14 protein-coding genes are annotated in these 12,369 nt (G+C 63.9%); 8 read left to right on the forward strand and 6 right to left on the reverse strand.

What is annotated here, in order from left to right; all coding sequences use genetic code 11:
- The 7 genes from AC0L24_RS20220 to AC0L24_RS20250 form a co-directional block, all read left to right on the forward strand.
- A partial coding sequence (locus AC0L24_RS20220; RefSeq protein ID WP_473564099.1) for an ABC transporter permease occupies nucleotides 1-279 on the forward strand: 279 nt, incomplete at its 5' end.
- Nucleotides 276-1,349, forward strand: coding sequence for an ABC transporter ATP-binding protein (locus AC0L24_RS20225; RefSeq protein ID WP_292660156.1), 1,074 nt, complete (start codon nucleotides 276-278; stop codon nucleotides 1,347-1,349). The genes AC0L24_RS20220 and AC0L24_RS20225, both read left to right, overlap by 4 nt.
- Before the next feature lie 13 nt (nucleotides 1,350-1,362).
- Nucleotides 1,363-2,637, forward strand: a complete 1,275-nt coding sequence (locus AC0L24_RS20230; RefSeq protein WP_473564100.1) for a glycosyltransferase — start codon at nucleotides 1,363-1,365, stop codon at nucleotides 2,635-2,637.
- The gene (locus tag AC0L24_RS20235; RefSeq protein WP_128289932.1) at nucleotides 2,634-2,984 is read left to right on the forward strand and encodes a cupin domain-containing protein; all 351 of its coding nucleotides are present in this window, start codon (nucleotides 2,634-2,636) and stop codon (nucleotides 2,982-2,984) included. Before AC0L24_RS20230 ends, AC0L24_RS20235 begins: the two co-directional genes overlap by 4 nt.
- Nucleotides 2,985-3,001: 17 nt before the next feature.
- Nucleotides 3,002-3,343, forward strand: coding sequence for a cupin domain-containing protein (locus AC0L24_RS20240; RefSeq protein ID WP_292660162.1), 342 nt, complete (start codon nucleotides 3,002-3,004; stop codon nucleotides 3,341-3,343).
- A 22-nt stretch (nucleotides 3,344-3,365) separates the two neighbouring features.
- Nucleotides 3,366-3,710, forward strand: coding sequence for a cupin domain-containing protein (locus tag AC0L24_RS20245; RefSeq protein ID WP_128289934.1), 345 nt, complete (start codon nucleotides 3,366-3,368; stop codon nucleotides 3,708-3,710).
- Nucleotides 3,711-3,730: 20 nt separating this feature from the next.
- Nucleotides 3,731-5,239 carry an aldehyde dehydrogenase family protein gene (locus AC0L24_RS20250; RefSeq protein ID WP_473564101.1) on the forward strand — a complete coding sequence of 503 codons (1,509 nt, stop codon included), beginning with the start codon at nucleotides 3,731-3,733 and terminating at the stop codon, nucleotides 5,237-5,239.
- Between the two features lie 119 nt (nucleotides 5,240-5,358).
- On the opposite strand, the gene AC0L24_RS20255 is transcribed toward AC0L24_RS20250, so the two are convergent.
- From AC0L24_RS20255 to AC0L24_RS20280, 6 genes are all read right to left on the reverse strand, one after another.
- Nucleotides 5,359-6,135 (reverse strand): hypothetical protein, encoded by a 777-nt coding sequence (locus AC0L24_RS20255; protein ID WP_128289936.1) that lies wholly within the window; start codon nucleotides 6,133-6,135, stop codon nucleotides 5,359-5,361.
- Between the two features lie 298 nt (nucleotides 6,136-6,433).
- Nucleotides 6,434-7,195 (reverse strand): SDR family NAD(P)-dependent oxidoreductase, encoded by a 762-nt coding sequence (locus AC0L24_RS20260; RefSeq protein ID WP_128289937.1) that lies wholly within the window; start codon nucleotides 7,193-7,195, stop codon nucleotides 6,434-6,436.
- Between the two features lie 10 nt (nucleotides 7,196-7,205).
- Nucleotides 7,206-8,018, reverse strand: a complete 813-nt coding sequence (locus AC0L24_RS20265; protein WP_127266977.1) for an ABC transporter permease — start codon at nucleotides 8,016-8,018, stop codon at nucleotides 7,206-7,208.
- On the reverse strand, nucleotides 8,018-8,881 hold the full coding sequence (locus AC0L24_RS20270; RefSeq protein WP_127266978.1) for an ABC transporter permease: 864 nt from the start codon (nucleotides 8,879-8,881) through the stop codon (nucleotides 8,018-8,020). The genes AC0L24_RS20265 and AC0L24_RS20270 overlap by 1 nt, the downstream gene beginning before the upstream one ends.
- A gap of 63 nt (nucleotides 8,882-8,944) precedes the next feature.
- Nucleotides 8,945-10,108, reverse strand: coding sequence for an ABC transporter substrate-binding protein (locus AC0L24_RS20275; protein WP_127396851.1), 1,164 nt, complete (start codon nucleotides 10,106-10,108; stop codon nucleotides 8,945-8,947).
- Nucleotides 10,089-11,225, reverse strand: coding sequence for an ABC transporter ATP-binding protein (locus AC0L24_RS20280; protein ID WP_473564102.1), 1,137 nt, complete (start codon nucleotides 11,223-11,225; stop codon nucleotides 10,089-10,091). The genes AC0L24_RS20275 and AC0L24_RS20280 overlap by 20 nt, the downstream gene beginning before the upstream one ends.
- A 114-nt stretch (nucleotides 11,226-11,339) precedes the next feature.
- On the opposite strand from AC0L24_RS20280, the gene AC0L24_RS20285 reads away from it, so the two are divergent.
- The gene (locus AC0L24_RS20285) at nucleotides 11,340-12,146 is read left to right on the forward strand and encodes a response regulator transcription factor (RefSeq protein WP_127808748.1); all 807 of its coding nucleotides are present in this window, start codon (nucleotides 11,340-11,342) and stop codon (nucleotides 12,144-12,146) included.
- Nucleotides 12,147-12,369: the final 223 nt, after the last annotated feature.

Genomic DNA, 12,369 nt, shown 5'->3' on the forward strand with positions numbered 1-12,369 from the left:
CCCCCCCCCGGGGGCGGGGGGCCCCCTGGGCGGGGCCGGCGGGGGGGGGCGCGGGCGGCCCCGCTGCTCGCCTTCACGCTCTCGGTCGACGAATTCATCATCGCCTTCTTCACCGCCGGCGCCGGCCGTGCCTCGACGACGTTGCCGATGCAGATCTACGCCATGATCCGCTTCGGCATCACGCCGGAGATCAACGCGCTGGCGACCATCGTCATGGCGGTCTCGATCACCGCGCTGACCCTGTCGCAGCGGCTCAACCGTGGGATCATAGGCCAATGAGCGAACCGCGCACGCTGCTGGCCATCGATCATGTATCGAAGAATTTCGGCCGGGTGACGGCTGTCGACGGCATCTCGCTCGATATCAGAGAGAACGAGTTCTTCGCGCTGCTCGGCCCGTCCGGCTGTGGCAAGACCACGCTGCTGCGGATGCTGGCCGGATTCGAGACGCCCAATGACGGGCGCATCCTGCTCGACGGGCGCGACATTGCCAAAACCCCGCCCAACAAGCGGCCGGTCAATCTGATGTTCCAGTCCTACGCGCTGTTTCCGCATATGAGCGTCCGCGCCAATGTCTCCTACGGCCTGGAGATGGAACGTTTGCCGGCGGCTGAAATCCGCTCCCGCGTCGACGCCATCCTGGCGACAACCGAACTCGTCCCCTTCGCCGACCGCAAGCCGGAGCAACTGTCGGGCGGCCAGAAGCAGCGCGTCGCGCTCGCCCGCGCGCTGGTCAAGCGGCCGCGCCTGCTGCTGCTCGACGAGCCGCTTGGCGCGCTCGACAAGAAGCTGCGCGGCGCCATGCAGCTGGAATTGAAGCGCCTGCAGCATGAGGTCGGCATCACCTTCGTCATCGTCACCCACGACCAGGAAGAATCGCTTGTGATGGCCGACCGCATGGCGGTGCTCAAGGACGGCAGACTGCTGCAATGCGACACGCCGCACGCGATCTATGAGCATCCGGCCGACCGTTTCGTCGCCGACTTCATCGGCGTGATGAATTTCGTGCCGGGCAAGGCCGCCACCGATGGGGTTGTCGCCGCGAATGGCGCGCGAATATCCGGCAAGGTTCCAGCAACGCTCTCGCCCGGCGCATCCGCTGTCGCTTCGGTGCGGCCGGAGCGCATCCGGCTGTTCCCGGAGGCTCAGACCGCCAACCGCACCACCGGCACGGTCGAGGCGCTGGCCTATCAGGGGCTCGACCTGCAGCTGCATGTCCGCACCCCCCTGTCGCCAAAGCCGTTCCTGGTGCGCGTCACCGCTGATGCCGCCGACCGCCGGCCGGTCGCGTCGGGAGATCAGGTCGAACTCGGCTGGGACGCCGCCGATGTCAGAATTTTCGCAGAATGACAGGAGAAGCCTGATGGCGCAGAAGACGATCGCGTTTTTTCCAGAAGCCGCCTACGGCCCGGCGCTCAATTCCGTCGGCATCGCCCAGGCGGTCGAGGCGCGCGGCCACAAAGCCGTTTTCCTGTCCGACCCCGGCTTTGTCGATGTCTACAAGGGCTACGGTTTCGAGGCGCATCCGGTGAACCTGTCGGAGCCGATGCCGCCCGAACAGATGGCGAAATTCTGGGAGGATTTCATCAACGGCCACATCCCGAACTTCCGCAAATCGCCTTACGATCAGGTCGACAATTACGTCAAGGATTGCTGGACGGCGATCGTCGACAGCGCCAAATGGGCGCAGAAGGATCTGCCGCGCGTTCTCTCAGCCATCAAGCCGGATGTGATCTGCGTCGACAACGTCATCCTGTTTCCGGCCATCAAGCAGTTCGGCAAACCCTGGGTGCGCGTCATCTCCTGCTCGGAAAACGAGATTGACGACGAGGACATCCCGCCCCATCTCTCCGGCTGCGGCGAGAACGACCATGCCGGTCACCAGCGCTACCGCGATCATTTCAACGCGGCGATCAAGCCGATCCATGACGACTTCAACGCCTTCCTCGCCGCCAACAACGAGGCGCCTTATCCGATCGGCCAGTTCTTCGAGGCCTCGCCCTATTTGAACCTGCTGCTCTATCCCGAAGCGGCAAAGTTCAAGCGCCGCCATCCGCTCGACCCGGCAAAGTTCCAGTATCTGGAAGGCTGCGTGCGGCAGGAGAAACCCTACACGGTGCCGACATTCGCCAAAAACAATGACGGGCCGCTGCTCTATGTCTCCTTCGGCAGCCTCGGCGCCGGCGATGTCGAGCTGTTGAAGCGCATCATCGCGACCCTGGGCAAGACGCGCTACCGGGCGCTGGTCAATGTCGGCGGCTACAAGGATCAGTACACGGACGTGCCCGGCAATGTGATCGTCGAGAGCTGGTTCCCGCAGCCTTCGGTCATCCCGCAGGTCGATGCGGTGATCCACCATGGCGGCAACAACTCCTTCACCGAGTGCCTCTATTTCGGCAAGCCGGCGATCATCATGCCCTATGTCTGGGACGGCCACGACAACGCCACCCGCGTCGAGGAAACCGGCCACGGCTTCGGCATGCCGCGCTACGACTGGACCGATGCCGAGCTGATCGCCAAGATCGAAACCTGCCTGACCGACCCGGCGATGAAAGCCAAGCTGGCGAAGACATCGGCGCAGATGCGCGCGCAGAATGGGCCGGAGAAAGCAGCCGGGTTGCTGGAGACGCTGCTATGACCTCCTCCGCTCCCCACCTCCACCAGGCCACCACCCGCACCGACCTCGTCGACTGGGGCGCCCAACCTGACGCATTGGAAGGCGCTTCGCACTCCACCGGCAGGCTCGTGCACAAAGGCCCGAACAACCAGCCGGAATCCGGCATCTGGGTGTGCACGCCAGGCCGCTGGCGCCTGAGGATCCCGCGCGATGAATTGTGCCATTTCGTCGCCGGCCTCGCGACCTACCGGTCGGATGTCGGTGAGCTGATAGAAATCTCCGCCGGGACCGTGGTCATGTTCCCGGCTGGCTGGACAGGCGAATGCACCGTGCATGAGACCATGCGCAACGTCTACATGCTGGCCTGACCACGGAGCTTGACGACATGCCGACACCGCACTGGCCGAAGGCCTCGACCGTGGAACTGGAGGACTGGGGCGCGGGCAGCAACACACTCGCCGGTTCGCCGCGCGCCTCGGGCAGGGTCCTGTCCCGGAACCCGGACGGATCGAGCGAATGCGGCCTGTGGTCGTGCACGCCTGGCACGCGCAAGGTCACCTTTGGCGCCGACGAGTTCTGCCATTTCCTCTCAGGCCGCGGCAGCTATGTCCATGACGATGGCGAAGAGATTCCGGTCAAGGCCGGCACGCTGGTGTTCTTCCCAGCCCGCTGGACCGGCACCTCCATCATCACGGAAACGCTGATCAAGGCCTTCATGTGCCGCTGAGCACCCTTTCAAGGAAATCGACATGACCACACCCATCATGAAATCCCCGCTCACCGTTACCGACCTCGTCGACTGGGGCGTCATCCCGACCATGATCGAGGGGCAATCCCACACCTCGGGCAAGCTGCTGTACAAGGGGCCGGAAGGCCGCTCCGAATGCGGGCTTTGGGTCTGCACACCAGGCAAATGGCACTGCCATGTCACCCACGACGAGTTCTGCCACTTCCTCGAAGGGCGCTGCACCTACGTCCATGAATCCGGCGAGGTCATCGAGATCGAACCGGACACCGCAGCCTTCTTCCCGCAGGACTGGAAGGGCGTCTGCACCGTCCATGAGACGATCAAGAAGGTCTACATGATCCGCTGAGCGGATCCGAGAGGATGTCCATGGATTTCTCCCCTGACCGGCCGACCTTCTTCGTCAACCCGGACTACCGGCCGATGGCCGGCACGAACAAGCCAGTGATCGATCCGGCGACGCTGGAAACCGTCGGCGCCATCGCTGCAGCCAGCGATAGCGAGATCGATGCCGTGCTCACCGCCGCGACCAGGGCGCAGGCCGCCTGGAAGAAGCTCGACGCCAAGAGCCGCGCCAAGCACCTGCATGCCGTCGCCAACGCCATCGAGGCGGCGGACTTCACCCGCTGCGCCGAGCTGATGGTGCGCGAGATGGGCAAGCCCTACCCCGAAGCGATCGGCGAGATCGCCAACTGCGCGCCGATCTTCCGCTACTATGCCGAGATGGCGCGCGACGATGCCGGCAAGATCGCCGGCACGACGCAGGCCGGTTCGTTCCAATATGCGCGCTACGAGCCCTATGGCGTCTCCGTCCACATCATGCCCTACAACTTTCCGATCCTGCTGATGTGCTGGACGGTCGCCGCATCGCTCGCCGCGGGCAATGCCTGCGTCATCAAGCCGGCCGAGGCGACGACGCTGTCGACGCTGGACTACATGACCGTGTTCCGCTCGCTGCCGGAAGGGCTGGTCTCCTGCCTGCCTGGTGGAGCGGCCACGGCGCAGGCGCTGATCGCCTCCGAACGCACCCATGCGGTTGCCTTCACCGGCTCGGTCGCCGCCGGCAAGGCGGTGGCGATGGCCTGCGCCGAGCGCATGAAGCCTTGCGTCATCGAGGCAGGCGGCAGCGATCCGCTGATCATCAGCCAAAACGCGCCGCTCGATGTAGCGGCGGCCGGCAGCGTCACCGCGGCCTTCCATCTCACCGGCCAGGTCTGTACCTCCGCCGAGCGTTTCTTCGTCGTCGACGCCGTTCATGACCGCTTCGTCGAGCTGTTCGCCGAAAGGACTCGGGCGCTGCGCATCGGCAACGGCATGGACAAGACCGAGATCGGACCGCTGGTCAGCGAAAGCGCGCGGACAAAGGTGATGCGCCTTGTGGACGACGCCATTGCCCATGGCGCCGTAGCAGTCACCGGCGGGCGCATCCCGCCCGCGCACAACACCGGCTGGTTCTACGAGCCGACGATCCTGACCGGCGTCACCCCGGACATGGCAATCGTGCGCGAAGAATGCTTTGGACCGGTCGCCGCCATCTGCCGGGTCAGGGATTTCGATGAGGCGATCCGGCTTGCCAATGACAGCCCGTTTGGGCTCGGCGCCTCTGTCTTCACCACCGATCTGGCCGAAGCCCACGAGGCGGCTGAACGGCTCGAAGCCGGAATGGTCTGGGTCAACAACCCGCTGATCGACAATGATGCCTTGCCCTTCGGCGGCTGGAAGGCCTCGGGCCTCGGCCGCGAACTCGGACGCCAGGGGCTCGACGCCTTCCGCCGCTCCAAAATGGTGATCATCGACCACAAGCCTGCAATCCAGGAATGGTGGTATCCGTACCCCGACAGCTGGTTCCGCGAGACCGGTGGCCGCAAGCACGTCTGAGTGTTTCGAACCTCGCCAGCTCCGGATAGCCAGTCCATGGCCGGGAAAAAGCGATGCCGCCGGGCGAAGCCCGGCGGCATCTTTCTTCGATTGGCTACTGCCGTTTCAACGGCAAGTCGTTACGGCGTCGTTTCTGCTTCCATCGCGGCGGCCGTCTGGTCGATCTTGTCGGCAAGGACGCCCTGAGCCCAGGACGTGACCGCAGCGTCGACCGGCTTGTTGGCCATATCCGCCAGTGCCGCGTCGAGCGATGCATCATCGGTGCCGACCTCTGCCGCGGCAGCCGCCTCATTGGCGGCGGTGACCTCTGCCTCCTGGGCAGTGATTTCGGCCTCCAGATCCGTTATCTTCCCAGGCAAGGCCGCCTGATCTTCGGGCGTCATGGCCGCAATCTGCTCGGGCGTCAGCGACGTCAGCGCGTTCAACTGCGAATTCAGCGCATCCAGCTTCTCCTGGGCCGCTTCAGCGGCGGCCTGAGCGACCTTGGCTTTGGCGGACTGCGTCACGAAGGCCTGGATGGCAGCGAACTTCTTGCTCTTCGAGTTCATATAGGCGTTGATGTTGCGCTGAAGCGAGTTCAGCCGGCCGAGCTTGGCGTGGATGTTCTTCTCCTTGGGGACCGACGAGACCTTTGTGGTCTTGTCGACCGTGGTGTCGTCCGTTTTGGCCTTTGCCACCTGCCCCCGAGCCGACGACGACTTGCCGTGCGAAGCGCCGCTCTTGCCATTGCTATTGCCGCCGTTACCGCCTGCATTGCCCCCGCCGTTGCCGTTGCCACCGGCGTTGCCACCGCCATTGCCGCCGCCGTGCCCGTTGCCGCCGGCTCCGGCGAGCGCCGGAGACGCCAGAAGCGCCAATGCGGCAAGCGCCGCGAACAGAGTTTTCCGGTTTGTCATGGTAATCTCCTCGGGAATCGTCACCTGGCCCGACCGCTAGCGACCGTCCTATGAGAAATCGCTAATTGTACAGAGTAAACTTTAGACAAATGCTGTCTCAATACGCGATCTGGCGCTCAGCCCGAAACATAACCATCTGATATTAAACACGAATCAGCGCTCGTGAACGGCGATGGCACTGAAGTCCCATGCCGGCAGGACTATAGTCCTGCCGGCATCCAGCGGCATGGGTGAAAGTCGTGACGTGGTATATCGGAAAGGCTTTGAAACAGGGAAATTGATAAAGAAAGCACAAGTCTCAGCCGATACTTTCACCGCCGTCGATTACCAGCGCCTGGCCGGTCATGAAGGATGAGCGGTCGGAGACGAGGAACAGGATCGCTTCCGCGATCTCATCGGCGCTGGCCCAGCGTCCCATCGGAATCTTGGTGCGGACATAGGTTTCGATCGCCTCGCGTCCGCCCATCTGGGCGATGAACGGTTCGTTGAACGGCGTGTCGACCCAGCCCGGGCAGAGCGCGTTGACGCGGACATTGTGCCGGGCATAGTCGAGCGACATCTGCCGCGTCATTGCCACTACCGCGTGTTTGGAAGTGGCGTAAGCGATCATCTCGCGGTCGTAGAACACGCCCGAATTGGAGGCGGTGTTGAGGATGACACCGCCGCCTCGTGCGATCATCGACGGCATGACCATCCTGGCCGCCAGGAACTGCGCCCGCACATTGACCCGCCATGACGCGTCCATGCCGCCGACCTCGACCTCGGTCAGCGTTCCGCCGACCTGGATGCCGGCGTGATTGTGCAGGATGTCGATGCGCCCGTGCCTCTCGATCGTGCCGGCAATGAGCTTTTCCAGCGCCCCATCGTCCGCGACGTCAGTGGCGATCGCCTCGGCCTGCCCGCCCACTGCCCTTATGTTCGAAGCCGTTGCTTCGCCGGCGGCCTGATCCCTGTCGGCGATGACGACCACCGCGCCTTCCCTGCCCATGATCATGGCGCCGGCGCGCCCGATGCCGGAGCCGGCGCCGGTCACGACGGCGATGCGGTCTTTGAGGATCATGATGCGACTTTCAGTTCGACGGCTTGCGCTGGCGCAATTGCCATTGGGCAAGCACCACAAGCAGCACGGAAGCGACGAGCACGATCGTCGCGATGGCGTTGATCTCGGGCGTCACGCCGCGCCGGATCGACGCGAAGACATAGATCGGCAGCGTCGTCTGCGCCCCGGCGACGAAGAAGGCCACAATGAAATCGTCGAAGGAGAAGGTGAAGGCGAGCAGGAAACCGGCAACGACGGCCGGCATGATCTGCGGCAGCACGATCGAGCGGAACGTCGTCAATGGCGTGGCGTAGAGATCGCTCGACGCCTCGACCAGATTGCGGTCGAGGCTGCCGAGACGCGTGCCGACGATCATCGTCACCAGCGCCATGGAGAACAGGCCGTGCGCCGCGATGATCGAGCCGTAGCCGAGCGCCAGGCGCGGCGGCTGGTCGTCGGGCCAGATCGAGGCGAGGAACGGATTGACGACCGTGAACAGCTGGACGAGCGCGACCAGTGTCGAAATGCCGATGACGACGCCCGGAACGACGATCGCGGCGCCCAGAAGCGCATCGAAGACCGCGCGTGTTCTGATGCCGACGCGCGCCAGGCCGAGTGCCGCCGCAGTGCCGCACAACGCCGCCAGCAAGGCGCTGGTGGTGGCGATGAACAGGCTGTTCTTCAGCGCTTCGACCAGGAACGGGTTCGCCAGCGCCTTGCCGTACCATTGCACCGAAAAGCCGGTGAACTCGCTGGCATGGTGGCCGGCGTTGAAGGAGAACAGCACGACCAGTGCGATCGGCAGATAGAGGAAGGCGAACACCACAATGACGAAGGCGCGCATCAGATCAAATCCACCCGGCGCGCGCCCGAAACCCGGGTCGAAATGCGGTTGGCGGCAATCAGCACCACCACCGAGACCAGCACCAGCGTGATCGCGATGGCCGATCCGAACGGCCAGTTGCGCGACTGCAGGAACAGGTCGACCAGCGCATTGCCGATGAAGAACACTTTGCCGCCGCCGAGCAGCGTCGGGATCAGATATTCGCCCAGCAGCAGGATCATGACCAGCGAGAAGCCGGTCATCACGCCCGGCAGCGACAGTTTCAGGGTCACGCCGAGGAAGGTCGAGAGCGGCGTCGCGCCAAGATCGGCGGAGGCTTCCAGCAGCCGGCGGTCGAGCCGCTCAAGGCTGACATAGATCGGCAGGATCATCAGCGGCAGGTAGCCATAGACGATGCCGAGCAGCACCGCGCCCGGCGTGTTGATCAGCCTGATATCCTCGAAACCGATATAGGACAGCAGAGCCGGGATGCCGCGCCCGCCCAGGATATACATCCAGGCATAGGTCCGCATCAAAAGGCTGGTCCAGAACGGAATGACGACCAGCGCCAGCAGGATCAGCCGCCAGCGCTGCGGTGCGCGCAGAGCGAGATAATAAGCAACGGGATAAGCGACGAGCAGACAGGCGAGCGCCCCTATCGGCGCCAGCACCATCGTGTTCCAGAAGGCAGCCGCCCGCGCCGGAAGATTGGCATATTGCGCGAAGGTGAAAGCCGCTTGATAGCCGCCTTCCGGCGCCCGTTCGCCGACGCTGAACACCGCGATGGCAATGAATGGAAGCACCAGAAACACCACCAGCCACGCGGTCGCCGGACCGAGCAGCATGGCGGTCGTGAGGTTGTGACGAAATCTATTGCCGCGCATTGAAAACCGCCCCGATACCGGCGGACATATGCCGCCGGTCAATTGTCCGCGCCAGACCGCCCCTCAGGCCGACTTGAAGCGCGCCATCAGCTCGGCGCGGCCGGGATCTGTCAGCGTTGCCGCCGCGCCGAATTCCAGCGGCGTCAACAGGTCGGCCGCCGGATAGAGGATCGGATTGTCGAGCACTTCCTTGGGCAGCAGCTTATTGACCCGCGCATCGGTCGACGGCGCGCCATTGGCCAGATGCTCCTTCACCGCCACCTGCGGGTTCATCAGGTAGTTGAGCAGTGCGTACCCGGCCGGCTTGTTCGGAGCGTCCTTCGGGATGGCGTAGAAATCGGTCCAGATCTCGCCGCCTTCCTTGCCCAGCACATAGGCGATCTCGGGAATATCGCGATGCAGCTGCGCGCCATCGTTCGTCCAGCACATCGTCATCCAGGCGTCGCCGGCGCGCATCCCCGGCTGATAGTCGGAGGAGACCGCGAACAGATGCGGCTTGACCTTGAGCAGCAGTTCCTCCGCCTTGGCCAGTTCGTCCTGCTTCAGCGAGTTGAACGAATAGCCGTAATATTTCAGCGCATTGCCGATCGTGGTCAGCTGGTAGTCGTGCACCATGGTGCGGCTGTCGCCTTCGGCCATGGCGGTGTCCCAGAACTCCTTCCAGGTGGTCATCGGCTTGGTCAGCTTCTTGGTGTTGACGGCAAAGCCGGTGGTGCCCCAGTTCTTCGGCACGGCGTAGGTAACCGCATCGATCGTGCCTTCCCCGGTGAAGCGGGGATCTTGCTGCGAGCCGTCGAAATTCGGCAGCTTCGCCATCTCCAGCGGCTCGATGATGCCGAGTTTCTTGTAGGTGGAAATCGTGTAGTTGGTCGGCACGAACAGGCTCCAGCCCGAGGCTCCGGCCTGCAGCTTGGCCAGCATCTCCTCGTTGGAGCCGAACACGTTGACCTCGACGGCGACGCCGGTGTCCTTCTTGAAATTCTCGAACGTCGCCGGGTCATGGTAGTTCGGCCAGGTGGCGATCGACATGCGGTCGCCAAGGCTTTCGGCGGCAAAGGCCGGTGTCGGCATGATGCCGATCTCGCGCGCCATCACCGCCGTGGCAATGCCAAGGCCGGTGAGGCCGAGGAAGTCGCGGCGGCCGATCGAGCCGCGCTTCAAACGCATCAGCTGATCGACAAAATTCTTGGGGCTTATCGGCAGTCCGTCACGATATGATTTCGACATGTTTATCTACCCTCTGGTTGGCCCCGTTGTTCTTGGTCTCCGCAAACGCCAGCGGCGTTCCGGAGGCAAAGCCGATGGCGACGGGTTCACCCGGCTTGAAGAGATTGCCGTGGCCGATCAGGTGATCGGCCTTGGCCAGCAGCGTTCCGATGCCCTGGACCTCGATCGCGTATTCCGCCGTCGAGCCGAGGAAGATCCGGTTGCGGACGACGCCTTTGAAGGGGCCGCCCGTCTGGGCGCCAAGGCTGAGCGATTCAGGACGCAGGCTGACCGAAACGGCCTCGCCTTGCTGCAGGGCGGTTCGTTTGCGCGCTGCAATGACGGTGCCGTCGGCAAGCGCCACCTCCACCAGCTCGCCCGAATGTCCGGCGACGGTACCGCTCAAGAGGTTGGTCTTGCCGACGAAATCGGCGACGAACAAATCGGCCGGTTCGTCATAGATCTCGCTCGGCTGCCCGAGCTGGACGATGCGGCCGCCGTTCATGACGCAGACGAAATCGCTCATCGACAGCGCTTCCTCCTGGTCGTGCGTGACCAGCACGAAGGTGATGCCGATCTCGCGCTGCAGGTTCTGCAGCTCGATCTGCATGTCGGTGCGCAGCTTCTTGTCGAGCGCAGCCAGCGGCTCGTCGAGCAAGAGCACCGCCGGCTTGTTGACCAGGGCTCGTGCCAGCGCCACACGCTGCTGCTGGCCGCCCGACAGTTCGTGGATCTTGCGGCGGCCATAGCCGGCGAGCCGCACCATTTCGAGCGCCTCGCCCGCTCTTGAGGCGATCTCGCGCGAAGACAGCCTTGGCCGCGCCTGGCGCAGCCCGTAGGCGACATTGTCCTCGACATCGAGATGCGGAAACAGCGCGTATTGCTGGAACACCATGTTGACCGGCCGCCGGTAGGGCGGCGTGCCGGCCATGTCCTGGCCGCGAATGAACACCTGGCCTTCGCTCGGCTGTTCGAAGCCGCCGATCATGCGCAGGCAGGTGGTCTTGCCGCAGCCGGACGGCCCGAGCAACGCGACAAAGGCGGAGGGCGGGACAGCGAGATCGATGCCGCTGACCGCGGTCACCGCGCCATAGCGCTTGGTGACGCCGCGAAACTCGATGTCGGGCACTGCGGTCAAGGCTGATGGCTCCAGCAACAGGGCAATATCGGGACGCTAGCAGAGCCAATGGCGGCTAGTATATACCTCTGAGGTGGTATATCTGATCTATTTTCTCGTTTAAGGGGGTATGGGTTGTCCCGCAGCGACGAATACAGCCAGCTCGCCACGCTCGTCGCGGCGACGCGGGAGACCAGTGGCGACCTGTTCGGCAATGCGCTGGTCGATTGGCTGCGGCTCCATGTCGGCTTCGACCACTGCGTGGTGTTCGGCTATCGCGGCGCGGCGCGCCCGCCGCTGCTGTTCGAAACCTTCTCGCCGGCCGAAAGCCACGTCTTCGTCGCGCTCTATCAGGAGGGACCCTATCTGCTCGACCCGTTCCATCATGCTGCGGTCGAGCGCAAGGAAGGCTTCTGGCGCATGCGCGAACTGGCGCCGGACCGTTTCTATGCCAGCGAGTATTTCCGTTCCTACTACAGCCAGACCAGGCTGGCCGAGGAGGTCGGCTTCTTCGTGCCTCTGCCGGGCAAGGATGTGCTGGTGCTCTCACTGATGCGGCTGCGCGCTTCAGGCCCGTTCGGCACCGCCGATGCCAGATTGCTGCGCGACATGGCGCCGGCGGTGATCAGCTTCGCCAGGCTGCGCTGGCCCACCCTTCCGGCCGATGAACCTGCAGAGGCGCAGCAGGACGAGACGACCACTCCGGTCAACGAGTTCGACCGCGCCCACATCTGGCAGAGCCTGTCGCTGACGCCGCGCGAAAAACATGTCGTCGACCTTGTGCTGCAGGGGCATTCGACGGAATCGATCGCCAGGGCCATGCGCATCGTGCCGGGCACCGTGAAGGTCCATCGCCGCAACATCTACCGCAAGCTCAAGATCAAGTCGCAGGCCGGCCTGTTCGCACGTTTCGTCGAGATCATCGACGCGCGGATAAGGTAGCTACTTCGCCCCGCCGTTTACCTGGGCAATCGCTTCGGATTTCGAATCCGCGTCACTTTTTTGCGAACGCCGGCGCTGCCCCTCACCTGCCTGCCGGCATCCTCTCCCCGTATAGGGACGGGGAGAGGGGCGCAGTGTCCGAACCGGATAGATAGGTAACAGAATGGACTGATTAGATGGGTGACAGTTTTCTTGTCCGCCGGGAGGACCGGCGATGGTTTGG

Source organism: Mesorhizobium sp. WSM4809 (assembly GCF_055811655.1).